At 60.1% G+C, this 19,105-nt stretch carries 17 protein-coding genes and 3 pseudogenes; 8 read left to right on the top strand and 12 right to left on the bottom strand.

Features of this window, described 5'->3' with window-relative positions:
• Nucleotides 1-4: 4 nt before the first annotated feature.
• From IPP03_12385 to maf, 6 genes are read left to right on the top strand one after another with little or no spacing between them, the layout of a single operon-like run.
• Complete coding sequence (locus tag IPP03_12385; protein MBL0353401.1) at nt 5-754, top strand: hypothetical protein; 750 nt, start codon at nt 5-7, stop codon at nt 752-754.
• A gap of 2 nt (nt 755-756) precedes the next feature.
• Complete coding sequence (locus IPP03_12380) at nt 757-1,545, top strand: hypothetical protein (protein MBL0353400.1); 789 nt, start codon at nt 757-759, stop codon at nt 1,543-1,545.
• Nucleotides 1,490-2,194, top strand: a complete 705-nt coding sequence (gene nadD / locus IPP03_12375; protein MBL0353399.1) for a nicotinate-nucleotide adenylyltransferase — start codon at nt 1,490-1,492, stop codon at nt 2,192-2,194. The genes IPP03_12380 and nadD overlap by 56 nt, the downstream gene beginning before the upstream one ends.
• Nucleotides 2,195-2,199: 5 nt before the next feature.
• Entirely contained in the window at nt 2,200-2,565 is a 366-nt protein-coding gene (gene rsfS / locus IPP03_12370) for a ribosome silencing factor (GenBank protein ID MBL0353398.1), read from the top strand.
• Entirely contained in the window at nt 2,562-3,032 is a 471-nt protein-coding gene (gene rlmH, locus IPP03_12365; GenBank protein MBL0353397.1) for a 23S rRNA (pseudouridine(1915)-N(3))-methyltransferase RlmH, read from the top strand. Before rsfS ends, rlmH begins: the two co-directional genes overlap by 4 nt.
• 8 nt (nt 3,033-3,040) lie before the next feature.
• Nucleotides 3,041-3,643 carry a septum formation inhibitor Maf gene (gene maf / locus IPP03_12360; GenBank protein MBL0353396.1) on the top strand — a complete coding sequence of 201 codons (603 nt, stop codon included), beginning with the start codon at nt 3,041-3,043 and terminating at the stop codon, nt 3,641-3,643.
• A gap of 139 nt (nt 3,644-3,782) precedes the next feature.
• On the opposite strand, the pseudogene IPP03_12355 reads toward maf, so the two are convergent.
• Nucleotides 3,783-4,745, bottom strand: a pseudogene (locus IPP03_12355) (hypothetical protein).
• Nucleotides 4,746-5,002: 257 nt separating this feature from the next.
• Between IPP03_12355 and IPP03_12350 the strand changes: the two are divergent.
• A complete protein-coding gene (locus IPP03_12350; GenBank protein ID MBL0353395.1) occupies nt 5,003-6,010 on the top strand; it encodes a c-type cytochrome in 1,008 nt (335 codons plus the stop codon).
• A 561-nt stretch (nt 6,011-6,571) separates the two neighbouring features.
• Complete coding sequence (gene ltrA, locus IPP03_12345; GenBank protein ID MBL0353394.1) at nt 6,572-7,906, top strand: group II intron reverse transcriptase/maturase; 1,335 nt, start codon at nt 6,572-6,574, stop codon at nt 7,904-7,906.
• Nucleotides 7,907-8,003: 97 nt separating this feature from the next.
• Here the strand turns inward: ltrA and IPP03_12340 are convergent, their stop codons facing one another.
• The 11 genes and pseudogenes from IPP03_12340 to IPP03_12290 all read right to left on the bottom strand — a co-directional run bounded on the left by IPP03_12340 (nt 8,004) and on the right by IPP03_12290 (nt 19,103).
• Nucleotides 8,004-9,470 (bottom strand): IS4 family transposase, encoded by a 1,467-nt coding sequence (locus IPP03_12340; GenBank protein MBL0353393.1) that lies wholly within the window; start codon nt 9,468-9,470, stop codon nt 8,004-8,006.
• Nucleotides 9,471-9,676: 206 nt separating this feature from the next.
• Nucleotides 9,677-11,689 (bottom strand): acyltransferase, encoded by a 2,013-nt coding sequence (locus IPP03_12335; GenBank protein ID MBL0353392.1) that lies wholly within the window; start codon nt 11,687-11,689, stop codon nt 9,677-9,679.
• A gap of 492 nt (nt 11,690-12,181) precedes the next feature.
• The gene (locus IPP03_12330; GenBank protein ID MBL0353391.1) at nt 12,182-12,565 is read right to left on the bottom strand and encodes a hypothetical protein; all 384 of its coding nucleotides are present in this window, start codon (nt 12,563-12,565) and stop codon (nt 12,182-12,184) included.
• Between the two features lie 206 nt (nt 12,566-12,771).
• Nucleotides 12,772-13,113, bottom strand: coding sequence for a hypothetical protein (locus tag IPP03_12325; GenBank protein ID MBL0353390.1), 342 nt, complete (start codon nt 13,111-13,113; stop codon nt 12,772-12,774).
• A 45-nt stretch (nt 13,114-13,158) separates the two neighbouring features.
• A pseudogene (locus IPP03_12320) lies at nt 13,159-14,543 on the bottom strand (IS4 family transposase).
• A gap of 78 nt (nt 14,544-14,621) precedes the next feature.
• Nucleotides 14,622-15,494 (bottom strand): IS4 family transposase, encoded by an 873-nt coding sequence (locus IPP03_12315; GenBank protein MBL0353389.1) that lies wholly within the window; start codon nt 15,492-15,494, stop codon nt 14,622-14,624.
• 154 nt (nt 15,495-15,648) lie between these two features.
• Entirely contained in the window at nt 15,649-15,948 is a 300-nt protein-coding gene (locus tag IPP03_12310) for a putative addiction module antidote protein (GenBank protein MBL0353388.1), read from the bottom strand.
• Nucleotides 15,949-15,957: 9 nt separating this feature from the next.
• Entirely contained in the window at nt 15,958-16,206 is a 249-nt protein-coding gene (locus IPP03_12305; GenBank protein MBL0353387.1) for a type II toxin-antitoxin system RelE/ParE family toxin, read from the bottom strand.
• A gap of 203 nt (nt 16,207-16,409) precedes the next feature.
• Entirely contained in the window at nt 16,410-17,183 is a 774-nt protein-coding gene (locus tag IPP03_12300) for an enoyl-CoA hydratase (GenBank protein MBL0353386.1), read from the bottom strand.
• A 160-nt stretch (nt 17,184-17,343) separates the two neighbouring features.
• Complete coding sequence (locus IPP03_12295; protein MBL0353385.1) at nt 17,344-17,910, bottom strand: 2Fe-2S iron-sulfur cluster binding domain-containing protein; 567 nt, start codon at nt 17,908-17,910, stop codon at nt 17,344-17,346.
• A pseudogene (locus tag IPP03_12290) lies at nt 17,873-19,103 on the bottom strand (acetyl-CoA C-acyltransferase). Before IPP03_12290 ends, IPP03_12295 begins: the two are co-directional and overlap by 38 nt.
• Nucleotides 19,104-19,105: the final 2 nt, after the last annotated feature.

The raw sequence follows: 19,105 nt of genomic DNA, 5'->3' as shown, positions 1-19,105 counted from the left end.
CAGTATGGAAGAAAGTACGCAAATTCAAGTGGTCCTCCCGCCAGCCTTCACCGGCGCCAGCCGGGAAGTCGATCCCGCAGCCTCTTTCGAGTGGCTGCGTCGGGGGTGGGTGCTGTTCATCGCCAATCCCGGTACGTGGATTGGCAGCTCGGTGCTGATGATGGTGATCGTGCTCGGGGTGCAGATCGTTCCCGTCTTCGGCCAGATCGCGGTGAGCGTCCTGCTGCCGGTCTTCGCCGGCGGCTGGCTGCTCATGAGCCGGAACCAGTATACGGACGGGAGTGCAGAAATCGCCGATCTGTTCGCCGGCTTCCGCCACAACGCCGGCGGTCTGGTGATGATCGGCGTCTTTTTTGCGACAGGCATTTTCGGCATCGCTTTCCTCGCCTTCCTGCTGGTCAGCGGTGGCCTCCTTGGCGGTGTAATCACCGGACGCGTCGCCGGATTCGGAATCGCCCTCGGAGGTGCCATGATCGCCAGCCTGCTGGCGTTCATCCTGTCGATCCCGGTGATCATGGCGACCTGGTTTGCTCCGGCACTGGTATTTTTCCACGACATGCAACCGCTGCCGGCGATGAAGGCCAGCCTTGCCGCCGGGGTCAAGAACTGGCTGGCGATGGTCGTCTTTGCGCTGCTCCTGGCTGTCGCCATGTTCTTCGCCGCGCTGCCGTTCTTCATCGGCTACCTGTTGCTGATCCCGTTGTTCACCGGCGCGATATACGCTTCCTATCTCGACATTTTCGAGGGAGCCTGACCATGCACGCGCAAAAACTTCCGGCGGCCGCCGGCTGGCGCTGGCTCGATGCCGGCTTTGCGATTTTCCGGCGTAACCCGCCACTGTTGTCGATGCTGGTGGTCAGCTACTGGCTGACCGTGATCTTTCTCAACCTGGTTCCCATTATCGGCGCCGTGGCGGCGTCGATGATCATTCCCGGCCTGACGGTCGGCCTGATGCAGGCGGCGCGCGATCTCGAACAGGGCAAGCCGATCAGTGTGCAGACGCTGTTCGGCGGAATCAAGCAGAATCCCCGCGTGCTGCTGGCCCTCGGCGCGCTTTATCTATTCTGCACGCTGGTGATTCTGTTTCTTTCGGCGCTGCTCGACGGCGGCGATCTCCTGCGCCTCATCCTGTCAAGCGAGCCCGCCGACCGCGAGGTGCTCGAGAGTGGCAGTTTCTTCCTGCCGTCGGTATTCGTCATGACCCTGATGACACCGGTCCTGATGGCCTGGTGGTTCGCCCCGGTGCTGGCGGCCTGGCATGGACAGAGCGTCGGCAAGTCACTGTTCTTCAGCTTTGTCGCCTGCTGGATCAACTGGCGCGCCTTTCTCACCTTTGGCGCCGCGCTGGTGATCTTCGCCGGCATCCTGCCGGGGCTGGCTTTCGCCATGCTCGCCGGCGTGTTCGCCGGGGGCGAGGGCAGCTTCATCGCCAGCTTCATCATCCTGCCGCTGATGGTCGTGATCGCGCTGTGCGTGTTCTCGACGGTCTATGCCAGCTTCTACGCCAGCTACCGCGACATCTTCGTCAAATCCGAAATTGTCTGAAGCGCTCGGCGTTTTCGGCGGCACTTTCGACCCCGTTCATTTCGGTCACCTGCGGCTGGCCGAGGAGGCGATTGACAACCTTGGCCTCGGCGGGGTGCGCTGGATTCCCGCCGGGCAGCCGCCGCATCGCGGCGCGCCGGAGGTAACCGCGCAACAGCGGCTCGAGATGGTGCTGCGGTCGACCGCGGAAAACGACCGTTTTTCGGTGGATGCCGGCGAGGTCGAGGCCGCCGCCCCGAGCTACACCGTGCATACCCTTGAACGCCTGCGTGGCGAACTCGGCGCCGGGCAATCGCTGGTCCTGCTTGTCGGCGCTGATGCCTTTGCCGGCCTGACGACCTGGCACCGCTGGCGCGACATCTTCGCGCTGGCCCATGTTGCCGTCGCGCACCGCCCCGGGTTTCCGGTCGGGGTCGCCAGCCTGCCGCACGATCTGGCGACCGAATTCGGCGACCGCCGCCTGCCCGATGCCGCTGGCCTGCGGGCGAAGCCGGCTGGCGGCATTGCCACCTTCGCGATGACCCAGCTCGCGATTTCGGCGACCCGGATCCGCAATCTGCTGGCCGCCGGGCACTCGCCCCGCTATTTGCTGCCCGATGGCGTTCTCGACTACATTAGGCTTCACCAACTCTACAGAGACAGGTCCTAACCCCGATGGAAATGCGCAAGCTGCAAAAACTCGTTGTCTCCGCCCTCGAAGACATCAAGGGCAAGAATATCGAAGTCATCGACACCATCGGGCTCAGCTCGATGTTCGATTCCATGATCATCGCCACCGGCGACTCCAACCGCCAAGTCCGGGCACTCGCCCGCAACGTCAAGGAAAAGGCCGGCGAAGCGGGGGCCGAGGTACTGTCGATCGAAGGCGAGGAAACCGGCGAGTGGGTGCTGGTCGACCTCGGCGACCTGATCGTTCATGTCATGCAGCCGACGGTGCGCCAGTACTACAACCTCGAGGAACTGTGGAAGACGACGCCGGTGCAGCGGCGCAAGGCCATGGAGCAGACCGCCACCAAATGAAGCTGAACGTGCTCGCCGTCGGCCATCGCCAGCCCGACTGGGTGAGCGCCGGCTGCGCCGAGTACCTCAAGCGCATGCCGCGCGAACTGCCCGCCGCCGTTACCGAAATCAAGCCGGAACCGCGCGGTTCGAAAACCCGCGAACAGTTGCTCGCTGCCGAGAGGGGCCGTATCCGCGATGCGCTGCCTTCTGCCTGCCGCATCGTCGTCCTCGATGAAAAGGGTGACGACTTGACCACGCTGAAACTGGCCCAAAGGCTTGAGGCCTGGATGCAGGATGGTCGCGACGTCGCGCTGCTGATTGGCGGCACCGACGGACTCGACGAGGAATTCAAGCGCCAGGCCGACGACCGCTTGCGCCTGTCGAGCCTGACCCTGCCGCACGGCCTCGCCCGCCTGGTGCTGTGCGAACAGCTTTACCGCGCGGTCAGCGTTCTCAAGAACCACCCCTATCACCGGGAAGGCTAGATTCCATCATGCGTCTCTACCTCGCCTCGCGCAGCCCGCGCCGTCGTGAACTCCTCACCCAGATGGGGGTGGCGTTCGACACCATCATCTTCCGTGGCGGCCTGCGCACCGACCTGCAGGTAGATGAAGGCGTGCATGCCGGCGAAACGGCGTTTGCCTATGTCGAGCGCGTCACCCGCGCCAAGGCCGAGCACGGCCTCGATCTTCTCCTCAAGCGGCGCCTGCTGCTGCGCCCGGTGTTGGCGGCCGACACGACGCTGGAACTGGCCGGCGAGATCATCGGCAAGCCGGTCGACGAGGCCGATGCGGCGGCAATACTGCGCCACCTCTCCGGCCAGACCCACAGCGTCCTGACTGGCGTCGCCGTCACCCACGAAGGGCGGACCGAATACGTGCAGTCGGTCAGCGAAGTGCGTTTCCGCCACATCGATGACGAAGAAATCCGTCGCTACGTGCTCAGCGGCGAGCCGATGGACAAGGCAGGCGCCTACGGTATTCAGGGACGCGCCGGGCTGTTCATCGAATTTATTGCCGGCAGCTATACCGGCATCATGGGCCTGCCAATCTGCGAGACTGGCGAACTGCTCAAGCGCTTCGGCTGGCGTTTCTGATCGCCGGCGGTGAACCCGACAGTGGCGAGGTCAATCCTTCGGGAAGACCTTCCGCAGGTAGTGCACCCAATATCCGTGCCGCCGCCTCGGCGGCGCCGGTTGCCGCCGGTCGTGGCAGCGGCGGCTGCCGCCAGAGCGCGCGCAGGCTCTCCGCCAGCCCACCGTCGAGCAGGCAGTCGGCCGCAATCTCCAGGCAGCGGGCGTTGCCCCGCAGCCAGTCGATCAGGCAGTCCTGCTCCGGCCAATCGTCGCGCCGCTGGTAGAGTACCGCCGTGCCGTTGCAGGCGGCTTCGGTGAAGGTGCCGTAGCCGGGCTTGGTGATGACGGCGTCGACCGAGCACAGAAGGTCGGTGAAACTCAGGCCAAACGATTCGAGAGCGATGGTGTCCGGGTGCGCGCATTGCCAGTCGGCGGCGACCAGCCAGCGGATGCCGGGCAGCCGTGGCCAATTTTCGACCGGCAGCCGATGGTCGATGCCGCCCATGGCGATCAGCACGGCCTTGTTGCCGTTCAGCCCGAGATCATGGTGTTGACCGATGGCCGCAATCGGGCCGACGGCGTCGAGGTTGCGGAGTTCGTGCATCGGCATGCCGGGGGTGACGCGCAAGAAAGTCCGGGCGCTGCGGTAGGCGGCGAGCATCGCGTCGTGGATCGGCGCCGCCCAGGGTTCATGGCCGAAGAAATGGGCGAAGAGGTCGGCCCAGTTGAGCGAGCACAGGCTGAGTGCGGGGATGCCGAGCCGTGCCGCGCCGGCCAGCGGCAGATAGGCGACGTTGGTGATGACCAGATCCGGCTTGAGCACGGCAAGCCATGCGGCCTCACGCGCAACCGTGGCCGGCCAGTCGGCATGGGCGTGGCGATAGGCGGCGGCGCTGGCCGCGAGATTGATGCGTGTTGCGTCGATCATCACGTAGCCGAAATCGCTGCTGCCGGCAATCAGGGTGAAGGGCGGCCGGATGCGCTGTGCCAGCTTCTGCCGGGGGAGGCCGCTGCGTATGGTCAACCGGAAGTCCGGGGCCATTTCGGCCAGCGCATTCAGCACCGGCGCCGCGATGGCGAGGTGCCCGAAGCCGTGGCTGGAGATATCGACGAAGAGATGCAAGTTACCCTCTGCTCAGGTACGATTGATTGGGTCGTTGCGGCCGAAGTACGGTTTTCCGCCGCCTACATTGTGCCGGTTCAGTGCTTGTTGTCATTCTTGCGCCATGCGACTATCTATGGAAACGCTTATCTATTCGTCACCCTAGCGAAGGCCGGGGTCCAGGCCGTTCATTTTTCCGGATTCCGTCCTTCGCCGGAATGGCAATTCTCGAATAAATCAGTGTCTCCCTATCAACCTCGAATAACCCATGAACCAAAATGACAAAATATTTCACGCCCCTGGCGCTTTCCACAGCGCTCATCTTCTCCTTTGCTCTTGGTCCGGTACGGGCTGCCGATGCTACCAAGTCGGCCGCCGCGCCGGTTGCGCCGAATGTCGTCACGAACTGGCAGGCGCCGGATATCGAGAAACTGCCGAACGATGCCTATGGCGAACTGGCGCGTTACGGCCTGGCGCTGACGAACGACACCTCGGTGTATCTCGGGCCGAACGCCAAAAACAAGAAGATGCGCTACGCCGGCAATAACCTGAGTTGCCAGTCCTGCCATGAAAATGGCGCGACCAAGCCTTATGCCATGCCTTGGGTCGGCGTGAGTGCCAAATACCCGATCTACCGGGCCCGTGACAATGCCATCGGTACGATCGAGGATCGTGTCAATGACTGCATGGAGCGCAGCATGGCCGGCAAGGCGATTCCTGTGAATAGCCGGGAGATGAAGGCCTTCGTCACTTACATGCACTTCCTGTCCACCGGCATCCCGGTTGGCAGCCATGTCGAAGGTGCTGGCACGATGAAGTTCACCCCGCCGGACCGCAAGGCCGACCTGCCTGCCGGCAAGGTCATTTTCGAGCGTGAATGTGCCAGTTGCCACAAGCCGGATGGCTCAGGCACGCCCAAAGGCCAGCTTGGCGATGGCACCGGCTATATCTTCCCGGCGCTGTGGGGCAAGGACAGTTTCGACAAGGGCGCCGGCATGGGCCGCCTGCTGACGGCATCCGCCTTCATCAAGGCCAACATGCCGCTCGGCCGCACCATGGAAACCGCGTTGTTGTCCGACGACGAAGCCTATGATGTGGCCGCCTACGTGCTGAGCCATTCGCGTCCGGTCAAGCCGAATCTGGAAAAGGATTACCCGCTTGGCTACAACAAGCCGGTGGATTCAGCCTATCCTCCGTACTACGGCGGCGGCATCCCGGAGCAGCACAAATACGGGCCGTTCAAACCGCTGCAAGAAGCGGTTGCCAAGCTCAAGCCGGCCAAGTAGTCATTTTTGGCCGGATTTTCCGGTTGACCGTGATCTTCGGATAGCGGTCATGAGTAGAAATCGTGCTCTGTTCGTTCGCAGTAACAGCAGTAAATCTAGCGGGTTGAAGTCCCGTCCGGGGAGTTGTCCGTACGCCCCGGTAGCATGAGGAAGCGGCGTCGCGGTAACGCGGGGTCGTGAGTTTCCAAACAGCAAGAGAGCAGGCCGTAACGTAAGTGAACCCATGAGTAGCCTCGTAAACGAAGTGGAGACGCCGACCCTGTGGACAGAAGGGGAAGGCCGTTGGGTGGATGCTGAAATAACGGAAGTGGCATTCGTTGACTCCCGGGGTAGCAGGGTCGGCATGTTTTCGAAGATTTATTGCCCAGTGCTGGAGACCCGTCTGCGGAGGTGGGGAGGCCACCGACTGTTGCGTATAAGGAAACGAAAGCGCAGCGGCCTGAGACGGGAGTCGGAGGGGTTCATAGTACCGACTGAGATCGCGGGACAACACAACCCCGGTCGAGGGAAGGAACCCTGCTTTGTTCATGCAACCGAAGCGCGGAGGATCAGGGGATTGCCATGTCGCTAACCACCCCGGATACGATCAGGACGCTACAGAGGAAGCTCTATGCCAAGGCCAAGCAAGAGACGGCCTACCGCTTTTACGCGCTCTACGACAAGATCAGCTGGGAGGATGTCCTCCATCACGCCTGGCGTCTTGTCCGTGCCAACCGAGGCAGTTCCGGCATTGATGGGATCAGCTTCGAAGCCATAGAGAACGGAATCGGGGTAGAAACGTTGCTGCGGGAATTGGCCCGTGATCTGAAAGACAAAACCTACCAGGCTCAACCCGTGCGGCGCGCCATGATCCCCAAAGCGGACGGCAGTCAGCGTCCACTGGGCATCCCGACGATTCGCGACCGGGTCGCGCAAATGGCGGTGAAACTCATCATCGAACCGATCTTTGAAGCCGACTTCTGTGCGCACTCGTACGGATTCCGGCCCAAGAAATCGGCCCACGATGCCGTGGATGACATCGCCAACACGCTGTGGGCCGGATACACCCAAGTCATAGACGCCGACCTGTCGAAATACTTTGACAGCATACCGCACGACAAACTGATGGCCGTGGTGGCCGAGCGCATTGTCGATGGGGGGGTATTGCACCTCATCAAGCAATGGCTCAAAGCCCCGGTTATCGGTGAAGAAGGCGGCGTAAAGAAGACCGTAGGCGGCGGGAAAGCCAACCGGAAAGGCACCCCGCAAGGCGGCGTGATCTCACCGTTACTGGCCAACTGCTACCTGCACTTGCTTGACCGGTTATGGCAACGGCGAAACCTCAAGGGTAAGCTGCAAGCGCACCTCGTGCGTTACGCGGACGACTTTGTTGTGATGTGCCGAAAGGATGTAGAGGAACCGCTGAACGTGGTGCGTCATGTGCTGGAACGCTTGGGCCTCAGTCTCAACGAAGCCAAGACCCACATCATGGACGCCACCGAAGCCAGCTTCAACTTCTTGGGTTTTACGCTACAGATGAGTCGAGGGGCGAAAACTGGAAAGCCGTACCCGAATGTCAGACCGGCAGACAAATCGCTGAAGAAGATCAAGGCGAGACTGACGGAACTGACCCAGAGGAACCTGACCGCCATCCCCTTGGGCGACATTGTGGGAAATGTGAACCGCAGCCTGCGAGGCTGGGCGAACTACTTTCACTACCGGAACTCAAGTCTGGCGATGAGCAAAGTCAGGCAGCATGCGGAAGACCGACTGCGAACGCACTTGATGAGGCGCCACAAGGTCAAGGACAGGAAAGCGGCCTTGTGTCGATTTCCACGTCGCGACCTCTACGAGCGTCACGGGCTATACAAGATTTCCGGGGTGGCGGGCTGGCGCTCGGCGCATGTCTCGGCATGAAGAACATCGGAAAGCCGTGTGCGGGAAAACCGCATGCACGGTTTGATGAGGGAGGGCAGGCGAAAGCCTATTCTCTACTCTACCGAATGGCGCTAAGTTAAGCCACTTTTGCATGATAGCGGCTTCGATGTGGGATTTCGCAGATCTGGTGCCGCGGCGCAGTGAGAAGCGCGAAAGGTTTGGGTCGTCGTTTCACGCATCGAGGCTCCCTTCGTCCCGGTCGATGAGGTACAAGATGTCCGGCGATTGAAGATCGAAGCGCCCCCATCAATCGCCGTTGTTCCCTCGGGTCGTTCGTTCTGCTGAACAAGGGTTCCCACTGGCGCAATGCTTGAATGCTGGCTTTGAAGCTCAGTCGGCGTGGCGCCTGATCGACCTCGGTCGCCGCTTCGACCATCAGCAAGCGGATGGCGTTGTAAGCAATGAAATGCATCAGGATTTCCTTCTCCACCATTTCCGGAGAACGACAGCGCAGCACGTCCATACCCAAGGTGGTCTTGATATCGCGAAAGAACAGTTCGACATCCCAGCGTTGGAAATACAGATCCGCCAGTTCAGAGGCCGCGTAGCGTGATGCATCGCTCAGGGTCGTCACGAGATAGAAGGACTCGCTGCGCCTGCCCGGCACCGTGATCGTGACCTTGATCTGGCGTAGCGTGAGAGCGTCGGGAAGCGTCCGCCATTCTTCATGGGAATAGCTCAGGTTCTTGTTCCAGACGGGCTTGGGCCACGTGATCAGCAAGTCGTCCGGCCCCAGCACGTCGCTCGCCGCCCCCGCTTCGACCGGTGTCCGCCGCGCCAGGGTCATCACCGTGTCCACGCCCCTTTGCTGGAATTTCCAGACGTCGTAATAGCTGCAAAACCCCTTGTCACCCATCATGATGTCGCCGGGCTTGAACTCTCCCCATTGCTGGCGCAGAAGAGTCAATTCGCCGTCCCTGAGGGAACTGACCCGATGACTCAACAATGTGCCGGTTTGTCGACAGAAGCAGGCACAGATCTGGGCCTGTGGGAATCCACATCCCGGCTTCTGGCTTCCCGGCTGGGGCCACGCCTCTTGATTGGCCGGGGTGTCGGGCATGCTCACTGCCGTTCCATCGACTACCACGACGCGCCGATCTTTCCATCGGCGATGCTGTCCCCGCTGCTGCAACTGTTCGGCGCTGTGCTTCAGGATGCGTTTCAGTCCGCCGCTCTCCAGTTTGCTTCGGGCCTGACAGTACGCCGAGGTCGATGCGCAGGGCACCGGCATCGAACGAGAAGCCGCAAACGCCTGAACTTTGCGAACCACTTCCCGGCAACCGCCGTCGGCGTCGAGAATCTGGGTGAAAAACCCCCAGAAGGTGTTCTCCTTGCTGAATATCCGACGCCGACTGAAATTACCCACCTTCTCCTTCCCCAGTTCGCGGGTCGGAATGAAGGAACCAAAACACTCCCCCAGTTGGCTGATCGTATGCCGGCGAATCCGAATCTTTTCGTCAGCCAGCTTTTGCGCGCCAGAGCGTGGCTTGCGGCGCAGCGTCGATAGGTGAAATCCAGGGAGATAGAGCGTGCCAATTTTCATGCCAAATTATCTCATTTATCTCTATGGCATGAACGGCTTTTCCACTGAATGGGCTTAACTTAGCGCCATTCTGGTCTGTCCCCTATCTATTTCTTAGGACTTATTGTCTTTTGCACTCGGGAATATTCTAGCGTTAGTATCATCTTGAACGCTAATTGGAATTAATAAGTCCCCCTTCGACCGAGAGCCGATTGATGAAAATATCTTCAACGTTGCCGTAAATCGGGTAATCGGCCTTCCTGCTGCAGATCAGCAGCCAGCTGCTGAGCGCCATATACACTGAGATGGCTGCCGTCGGAATAGAGAAAATGACCCTGAGCATCCGCCACCGGGCAATGAGCCTCTCTACAAAGCCCAGGCCGCAATGGCAAGAAGTGAACCCCAGGTACGCGTCCGGCCACTTGCGCCAGCCGGTCATTGGTATCGTCGTTCGGTTCAGTTTGAGGCAAGGTCGTTGGGCATCGTAGCCAATCGCCAACGCGCAGCCTTTTTGCGGAGCATGCAGCATCATATCCCCGTACTTCTGGCACGCGAGGAAGCAGCCACACCTGATGCCCGCGCGCCGTAAGGCTGTACAAGTGTGCTTCTAGGCGTTCCCAAACACGAGGATCTCTCTGGGCGTAGCCCGCCCAAGCCCCGCCGATAATCAACAACCGGAAGTCCTCAGCTCGCGCCAATACCTGGCGCATGCCTTCTTCGCACGCGGCTAATCTGCTATCGCTGACCACGCCGGCCAATGGCCCCGGCAGAGCCGGACAACTGCCCAAAGCAACTGAGCGCACACGCACGCCCTGAATCTCCGCAGCACTGCGGATTAGAGGGGCGAATTGCGCTGCATGGGAATCCCCAAGCAGCATCACTTGGGTGGATTCGTTGCCGCCCCCAAACTCGCAGCTAGGATCGGTCAGGGTCTTGGCGTTGAGGACGTGCTGTTGGCATACCCAGTCCAAATGGTGCACGGGGCGTGTGAAATTCTCGAGCTCTGCCCAGCCTTGCAGTTGAGCCGCAGGGTACAGAGGAAGGCCCCACCGCTCACCCCGTGCAATCATTAGAGCCATGACCCCCAAGAGTGCCACGGGCATAAGGAAGTACAGGCTGAGTGTTCGCCCCCAACTGCCACTGTCGCGCCGCGCCGGCTCTTCAATCCAGCGCTGGCTGACACCGGCAAGTAGCAGGATTAGGGCGAGCAGGCCCAAGCCCTCCCCCCCACCCGGTTGCCCCCAAAGGTAACGCCACCACGCCAGTACAGGCCAGTGCCAGAGATAGGCGGAGTAACTGCAGCGCCCCAACCAGATTGATGCTGGGTGGCATAGTGGTCGGAGCCAAAAGCTACCCAACCCCACATGACCAGCCGCAATGAGCGACACCGCTCCGAGCGTGGGCAGCAGGGCGCGCCAACCGGGGAAGGGTTCGTGCTCACTTAGCCAGAAAACGCTGACCACGAGTAGCCCCCAGCCCAATACTGCGGCCCCATCACCGAAGACTCGCCAAGACCGGACAAGTTCCGCCAGCTGCGGCCAAGCCAACGCAAGCGCCGCGCCAACAGCTAGCTCGCCTGCTCGAGCAGGGAGCATGTAGTAGGCAAAGCGGATTTCCTGTGCGGCGATCAACCATTCAGCAAACAAAGTCGAACAACAAACCAGTGCCACCGCTAGAGCAGCGGCTAATGCCCGCGGCCTTCGGCGCCAAAGCGTCCAGGTAACCATTAGGGCCAGTGGCCACAACACGTAGAACTGCTCTTCGACGCCTAGCGACCACAAGTGCAGGAATGGCATCTGCGCCGACTGCGGTGCGAAGTAATCGGTAGTGACCTCGCGCCAGAAATAGACGTTGGCCATCGCAAGAATGGACCACATGGCGGACTTGGCCATCGCCTCGGCGTCGGCAGGCAGCATTAACCAAAAGCTGATGGGCAAGCACACCAGCAGCAGGGCCCACAGAGCGGGCAGGATGCGACGTATACGGCGCTCGTAAAACGCCTTGATGGTAAAGCGGCCTTCCTGCAGTTCCTTGGCTACGATACCAGTAATCAAGTACCCCGAGATAACGAAGAACACGTCCACCCCGACAAAACCGCCGGGCAGCCAATGCGGATTAATGTGGAACAGGATAACGGCCAAAACGGCCACGGCGCGCAAGCCATCAATGTCAGGACGGTACATGCCAGCATGAGGAATAATTGGCTCTATTTCCAGGGAGCGGGGCAGATGTAGGGTCATTAAGCGCCTGACAACGCTGAAGAGAAAGGTTCTTTAGCCGTTAGATGTAGGTGTGCTTGGAAAGCATGAAATTCGCTCAAGTTGTCCCACGCAAATTCGGCTCCGTTGGCCAGTTCAAGACGTGACGGTTAAAGAGCCTAAAGAAACTATAAACGCATGGTGATGGAATCTGAATTGCATAGCAACCACGAACTTTGGCTATTGGCCGATTGTGTTGAAAAACTTGAAAACAAATTTTTTCAGGGTGTGCCGCGACATTCCTTGAGGTGAGATCGTCGAGTATGGAGCGATAACAGGGGACAAACAACGGTTTTTGGCTGTTTTTCGCGGTTGACCGTGGCAATGAGTGGAAATCGTGGCCTGTCGTCCCCCGATTCTGCTCGCTTGAGGAAAATGTAGGTGGATTCGCTTGGGTGCAGATCGTTTCAATCGGTCAGCCAACTTTCATTGGTGCGATCGCTTGGCTGGTTTCCGGGGCGAATAACTGGCTGCTTAATGACGGTCGGTCAGTAATACAATGGCATGGTTTCTGCGCTTTACGAAGGTCGCCAGCAGAAGCACAAAACACGCTGAAGCGTTGCCAAAGAAAATCAAAGCCATAACAGGATCACCTACACAAAAAACTGCATAGGCAACGGTGGCCAGGTGGGATAGAAAAAAGAGCGCCCAGGTACTATACGAAATGGCCGATGCGCCGTTTTCGTCTTTTGTGACTTTGATGATCTGGGGCAGATAGGCAAAGATGCGAATGGAGTTCATGAACGTGAATAAGGCGAACACCAACGGGGAAACCCAATCGTGTTGAATCTCGACTTGCCCCTTGAACAATACAACCAAGCCTCTCAACTCTTGTAGCAAACCAAAAATGTCGTCCATATTCACTTTCCCCCTGAATCGAATCGGAAGAACCGCAAGCGAATCGGAAAAACCGGAAGAACCGGGGACAGGAAGAACCGTGGACAGACCAGAATGGCGCTAAGTTAAGGACGTATTGCGTCCATTTTTGCAGCGACAATGCTGGCGCTGGACATGCTGGACAGCCTTAACTTAGCGCCATTCTGGACAGACCCTGAGGTTTCCCCTCATATAAATGCCAAATGAGAAGCCTGTTGAGCTTGGTGCCGGAGAATCGGAACAGCGTCTTTCGGGCGAATTTGGTTAAGCCAGGAGGGCCCGGCATCGATGACTCGACGAGCCAATGTGATGGCTGAAATCTCTTTGTGCTTTAGACCGGGCACACTCTGGAAGAACCTCTGTATCCCGCTCTGCTGGGCGCACTCGCCGATCAGGCGCATCAGCCAGTGGGTCAAGTGAGCAATCAACAGCAGAATCTCAAGTCGCTTGCCCGAGCGTGATCGCGAAGCGCTAAAGCCAAGACCAAGCCGCTCGTTCTTGAGATCACGAAAGGATTCCTCAATGGTCATTCGTCGGGAGTACTGGTCAATAATCGTCTCTGGTCCGAATGGCACTTACTTAAGCTTTTTTGGGTGCCCATGGCGCTGGATATCCTCCCGTGCCATAGGGCGTGGTCTCATCAATAATGGGTAGGCATTGCGGCGTCGCTTGAGGGCACGAGGCTCGATGCGGCCTGGGCGATTGCCGACGGTTTGCTGGGCAATGAGGGCGAAGAGTTGGCTGGGGTGTGCGATGCCACCATGATAGGCATGAGGCGCCCAGGCGAGCCAGACTTGCACGGCATGCTTGAAGCTCAACTGACGGGGCAAGAGGCCGCTTTGTAGCGCCGCTTGAGCCATCATCAAGCGGATCAAATTGTAGGCGAGCAGATAGACCCAGATTTCCTTCACGGCCATGGCTGGCGTTTGGCAGCCCAGTTGCTCCATGCCCAAGGTGGTCTTGATGTTGCGCAGATCAAGTTCAACATGCCAGCGATCCCGATACAGGCGTTTGATGGCCTCCTTGGATGTTTGCTTTGGACACAGAAAGGTCGTGACGAGTGTCTTGCCCCCCGCCCGAAGCTCGCGAACCGTGACACTGGCCGGTGCCTGCGCGTAATCCTCCTGAGACATCCAGTCTGGCTTGATGCCTGGTTTGGATAAAACCAGCAGGTGGTCACGCTCCCCAGTCGCTGGCCGAGGCAATAATCGGTGGTGCGTTGGCGTGATCCGTGTTGTTCAAAGACGGCATCAACCCCTCGCTCGATCAGCGCGCAGAGCAGGAAGTAGGTGGCAAAGAACGCATCGCCCACCAGCACATCGCCGCGCACCAAGGTGTCGATCTGGCGGCGCAGCAAGGACTGCTCGTCGCTGCCTTTGCCGCGACAGGCGCTGATCGCGGCATTGAGCACAGCACCGCTGCCCAGGCAGATCAGGCCGACGATCCGGCATTGCGGGAATCCCAATCCAGCCTTCTGGCTACCGGGCTGCGGGAAGTCGGCCTGATTGGCGTCAGTATCGGGCATGATCACCGTGGCCCCATCCACCAATCGTACCGGACGCCCCCGCCAGTGCCATGCCGCCGGGGCATGGGCCGTTAGCCATTGCCCGGTCTGATGGGTCAAGGTACTGACCATCGACGTCGGCACGCGTTGGCGAGCCCGGCAGTAGGCGCCGGTATGGGAGCTGCAGGGCGTGAGTCCGGCGATCAGGCGCTTGATCGCCCCTTCATTGACGGCGCGTTGGCAGGAGCGGTCGGCGCTGAGGGCTTGCGCCAAAAACATCGATAGCGTTTCAGTGGGCGGAAACAGTCGCTCTCGGTGCGGCGGCAAGGCCAACTCCACGGCATCGAAGAGTTCCGGCCCAGTCAATAGATCGAAAAACGCGTGGGCATCTACGCTGTTGGCCTTCGCCGAAATCGCGTGACGTTGCCGGGTGATGGCTTTGTGAGTAGCATGCATTGGGGCTGATTCCTCGGGTGACAGTCGGGTGTTTGGCGACTCCAACTTATCACGCGTCGATTCAGCCTGCTTTATCAATTACATCAGTATGTTGGGGCTTAAGTAAGTGCCATTCGTCTCTGGGCTCGCTTTTGGAAATGCTGGAGAACAGGCCAGCAGCCATGGCTCTCTGGCACCACGAGCCGCCTTGATCGAGCTATGGGAGCGAGAATGTTTGCCCGTCCGCGTGTAATGGTGGCACCTTTTGGCTTCGCGTTTAACCAGCACCAACCGACAGTCTGTCGGATGGCTACGAACGTATCGGGCATTGTCGAAGGCTTGGGCGCACGGCGTGGCATCCGGAAAAACCTCGGTGCAGCGCTTCCATGGACCTTCGGTAATACTGACCCTGTCTTTGCCACGGATGCGTCCGATCCACGGCCAATGATGTTCCGTGACCAAGTCGAACCAGGTCGAGTGAAAACCGGCATCGGTGATGAGGGTCGGAGTGCACCCGTCGGGCAGCAGCTTCGCCAAACAATCCAGAAACCGACGATGCACCGCCTGATTACCATACAGTCGTTGCGCGTGAATTTCCTCGTACAGCGTCACACTGCGGCCCTTGACGGCGATGCTGGCACGCAGCAGATGCCAGCGTTGATCGGTCGTGGCGTCCGACCAATCGATCACCACCCGCACATTATCGAGATCGGTCAGCCAACGTGACGCCACCTCACGATAAATCTCGGTCCTTGTGATGTGCAACGAGGTATTTCCCAGCAGACGGTCAATGCGCTTGACTCGATGACGCATCGACGTCGCCGACTGCACAGACCGCGCAAGCTGACTCAAGCTCAAGCGACCACCTCGCAGCGCACTGCCTACCGCCGCCTCAACCGCACAGGCCAATTTGACATGCAGGCTCGACAGACACCCCGCCAGCATTCCGACTATCATCTTCTTCGCACTCATGATCCGCCAGCCCTTGACGATTTACCCAAAGCAACGAGTCTACTCCTCATTCTCCGCGTGAATATTTGTCTTCAACCTATTGAATAAGTGCCAAACTATGAGGGAAAACCTCAGGGACAGACCACAGTTTCCATGTGATCACTTCCCAACCTTTTCAAACGCCGGCCTGCGAGGCATGCAGCTTGATGCCCAAGGCGTGCACGACCTTGAGAATAGTTGAAAAACTTGGGTTTCCTTCGCCGGAGAGAGCTTTGTAGAGGCTTTCCCTTCCAAGACCGGTTTCTTTGGCGAGTTGGGTCATGCCCTTGGCGCGGGCAATCGTGCCGAGGGCTTTGGCAATGAATGCGGCGTCATCCCCGGCTTCTTCCATGCAGGCTTCGAGATAGGCCGCCATGTCCTCGTCGCTTCTCAGGTGTTCAGCGCTATCCCATTTTTTCAGTTTGATGCTGCCCATGATCGTCTCCTAAAGGGCGCGCGCAATTTCCAGCGCCGCCTTGATATCCTTTGACTGGGTGGATTTATTCCCGCCAGCCAGCAACACAACCACCTCAATGCTCCGCTTTACAAAATAGACGCGGTAGCCGGGCCCGACGTGAATGCGCATTTCCGAGGCGCCTTCGCCGACTGGTTCGCAGTCGCCAAAATTGCCATCTTCAGCCCGATCAATTCTGGCTTGAATACGCCTGACCGCCTGTTTGTCGCGAAGCGCTATGAATCACGCGTCAAAAATCTCAGTGGTGAAGATGGTGTTCATGGTTAAATTGTATCCCAAAGGATACTTAAATTGACAAGAATCCTGGATATCAACAGGGGAGGTCACGATGCTTATGGCCTGCCCACAATTTGAATGCCGCGCTGCTTGGGCCTTTGCTGCGGTCAACCGAAAATCCCGGTTGATTTTGAAATCCCAGCTAATCAGCGGTTCCTGAAGTTCGCCTTGCGCTTCTCGACGAAGGCGGCCATGCCTTCCATCTGGTCTTCGAGGCCGAAGCTGGCGTGGAAGGCGCGGCGCTCGAAGAGGAGGCCTTCGTTGAGCGACGACTCGAAGGCGCGATTGACTGATTCCTTGACCATCATGACCACCGGCAGCGAGAAACCGGCAATGGTGGCGGCGGCCTTCAGCGTTTCCTCGAGCAACTGGTCGGCGGGAATGATGCGGGCGACCAGGCCGGACTTTTCGGCTTCGGCGGCGTCCATCATGCGCGCGGTCAGACACATGTCCATCGCCTTCGCTTTGCCCACCGCGCGCGGCAGGCGTTGCGTGCCGCCAGCGCCGGGCAGGGTGCCGAGGCGAATTTCCGGCTGGCCGAATTTGGCGGTGTCGGCGGCGTAGATCATGTCGCACATCATCGCCATTTCACAGCCACCGCCCAGCGCAAAGCCGGCTACCGCCGCGATGACCGGCTTACGCGTCGTCTTGATGCGCTCCCAGTTGCGGGTGATGAAGTCGGTCTGGTAGGCGTGCATGTAGTCGAAATCCTTCATGAAGCCGATGTCGGCACCGGCGGCGAAGGCTTTTTCGTTGCCGGTGATGACGATGCAACCGATGTTGTCGTCGGCTTCAAAGGCGTCGATGGCGGCGCCGATGCCGTCGACGACGTCGTTGTTCAGCGCATTCATCGCTTCCGGGCGGTTGATGCGGATCAGGCCCACTTTGCCGTGGGTTTCAACCAGTACTGCCTGTGTCATGTCTCTTCTCCAAAGTAACGGTCGCTTGGGGTGTGGCTCGTGTTGAAACTGCATTTTGACGCAGATTGCGCTGATTTCCACAGATCAAGGGATCGTGGCTTCCTATCCGCGTTCATCCGCGCGTTCTGCGTCAAAAATCCCCTGCCAGGGCCGGGTGATGTCAGCGTTCGTCGAAGCTGATCGTCAGTTGTTTGCTGGTGGCGCGGGCCTGGCAGGCGAGGACGAAGCCCTCATCCATCTCCGCCGCTTCCAGGGTGAAGTTCTTGTCCATCATCACTTCGCCGCACAGCACCTTGGCCTTGCAGGTGCAGCAGACGCCGGCTTTGCACGAGAAGGGCAGGTCAAGGCCGGCGTTCAGCGCGGCGTCGAGTACATGCTCATCGGGCCCGATGTGCAGTTCGTGCTGCTTGCCGTCGAGCACGATGGTCAGTGTGATGTCTTTGGCGGCGGCCGTGCGGCTTGGGGCGGCATCGGTGTCGGCCTGAATCTTCGCGGCCTGCGCCGGGCCGCTGGTGAAGCGTTCGGTATAGACGCGGCTTTCCGGGACGCCGGCGGCGACCAAGGCCTTTTCAGTTGCTTCGATCATCGCTTCCCGGCCGCAGACGAAGACTTCATCCATGCTGCCGACCGGCAACAGCGCCTTGATGATCGCCCGCACCTTGTCGCCGTCGATGCGGCCTTGCAGCAGGTCAACTTCCTGCGCCTGGCGCGAGAGGATGTGGATCAACGTCAGGCGGTTTGTGTAGTTGCGGCGCACTTCCTGGCCATCGACCCTGGCGCGCAGCGTCAGGAACTGGCCAGGCTCGAAGGCGAAGGTGTTGCGGGCGTCGGGCGGGATGGCGAAGGTGGCCGAGCGCGATCGCGCCGCCGTTGGGGTTCACCTGCGGCGCATTGTCGGCCAGACCGAGATCACGCAAGACCGCCAATGCCTGGGCGGCGAAGGCTTCGTTCATTTCGATGACATCCATCTGCGCCAGCGTCAGTCCGGTCAGCGCCAGCACCTTGCGCACCGTCGGGGCCGGGTCCATGCCCATGATCCGTGGTGGCACGCCGGCGGTGGCCATGCCGACGACGCGGGCCAGCGGCTGCAGGCCGTAGCGGCGAGCGGCGGCTTCGGAAGCGAGCAGCAGCGCGCAGGCGCCGTCGTTGACGCGGGACGCATTGCCGGCGGTGACGCTCAGTTCCGGGCCGTTGATTCCCTTGAGGCCGGCCAGCATGGTCAGCGTTGTTTCGGGGCGCGGGTGTTCGTCACGATCAACCCGCTTTGGGTCGCCTTTTTCTGCGCGACGAAGACCGCTACCAGCTCGTCGGCGAAACGACAGGCGGCGTCGGCGGCGGCCCAGCGCTGCTGCGAGCGCAGTGCGAAGGCATCCTGATCGGCGCGCGCGATGGCGAAGTCGGCGGCCACGTTGTCGGCCGTCTGCGGCATCGAGTGCGTGTCGTACAGCGTCTTCATCGCCGGGTTGACGAAGCGCCAGCCGATGGTCGTGTCGAAAATGGCGGCATTGCGCGCCAAGGCCGATTCCGCCTTGCCCACGACGAAAGGGGCGCGTGACATGCTCTCGACGCCGCCGGCGATCATCAGCGTGGCTTCGCCGGCCTTGATCGAACGCGCGTCGAGGCCGACCGCGTCCATGCCGGAACCGCACAGGCGGTTGATCGTGGTCCCCGGCACGTCGACCGGCAGCCCGGCAAGCAGCCCGGCCATGCGCGCGACGTTGCGGTTGTCCTCGCCGGCTTGGTTGGCACAGCCGAGGACGATGTCGTCGACGGCACTCCAGTGGACCCGCGGGTTGCGCTCCATCAGCGCCCTGAGCGGGATGGCGCGGCGCCGAGGTCGTCGGCGCGCACGCCGGAGAGCGCGCCGCCGTAGCGGCCGATGGGAGTGCGGATGGCGTCGCAGATAAATGCTTCGGTCACCG

This window comes from Candidatus Dechloromonas phosphoritropha (assembly GCA_016722705.1).
GTDB classification, from domain to species: Bacteria; Pseudomonadota; Gammaproteobacteria; order Burkholderiales; family Rhodocyclaceae; genus Azonexus; species Azonexus phosphoritrophus.
Note: the sequence above shows the minus strand (reverse complement) of the source record. Positions and strands in the feature narration are given on the sequence as shown.

Excerpts from the sequence above, each read along its gene's own strand:
- rlmH (MBL0353397.1), top strand. The coding sequence starts at position 2,562 with ATGAAGCTGAACGTGCTCGCCGTCGGCCATCGCCAGCCCGACTGGGTG.
- IPP03_12340 (MBL0353393.1), bottom strand. The coding sequence starts at position 9,470 with ATGAAAATTGGCACGCTCTATCTCCCTGGATTTCACCTATCGACGCTG.
- IPP03_12315 (MBL0353389.1), bottom strand. The coding sequence starts at position 15,494 with ATGAGTGCGAAGAAGATGATAGTCGGAATGCTGGCGGGGTGTCTGTCG.
- IPP03_12335 (MBL0353392.1), bottom strand. The coding sequence starts at position 11,689 with ATGACCCTACATCTGCCCCGCTCCCTGGAAATAGAGCCAATTATTCCT.
- IPP03_12325 (MBL0353390.1), bottom strand. The coding sequence starts at position 13,113 with ATGACCATTGAGGAATCCTTTCGTGATCTCAAGAACGAGCGGCTTGGT.
- IPP03_12380 (MBL0353400.1), top strand. The coding sequence starts at position 757 with ATGCACGCGCAAAAACTTCCGGCGGCCGCCGGCTGGCGCTGGCTCGAT.
- rsfS (MBL0353398.1), top strand. The coding sequence starts at position 2,200 with ATGGAAATGCGCAAGCTGCAAAAACTCGTTGTCTCCGCCCTCGAAGAC.
- nadD (MBL0353399.1), top strand. The coding sequence starts at position 1,490 with ATGCCAGCTTCTACGCCAGCTACCGCGACATCTTCGTCAAATCCGAAA.
- maf (MBL0353396.1), top strand. The coding sequence starts at position 3,041 with ATGCGTCTCTACCTCGCCTCGCGCAGCCCGCGCCGTCGTGAACTCCTC.
- IPP03_12330 (MBL0353391.1), bottom strand. The coding sequence starts at position 12,565 with ATGGACGACATTTTTGGTTTGCTACAAGAGTTGAGAGGCTTGGTTGTA.
- IPP03_12300 (MBL0353386.1), bottom strand. The coding sequence starts at position 17,183 with ATGACACAGGCAGTACTGGTTGAAACCCACGGCAAAGTGGGCCTGATC.
- ltrA (MBL0353394.1), top strand. The coding sequence starts at position 6,572 with ATGTCGCTAACCACCCCGGATACGATCAGGACGCTACAGAGGAAGCTC.
- IPP03_12310 (MBL0353388.1), bottom strand. The coding sequence starts at position 15,948 with ATGGGCAGCATCAAACTGAAAAAATGGGATAGCGCTGAACACCTGAGA.
- IPP03_12350 (MBL0353395.1), top strand. The coding sequence starts at position 5,003 with ATGACAAAATATTTCACGCCCCTGGCGCTTTCCACAGCGCTCATCTTC.
- IPP03_12385 (MBL0353401.1), top strand. The coding sequence starts at position 5 with ATGGAAGAAAGTACGCAAATTCAAGTGGTCCTCCCGCCAGCCTTCACC.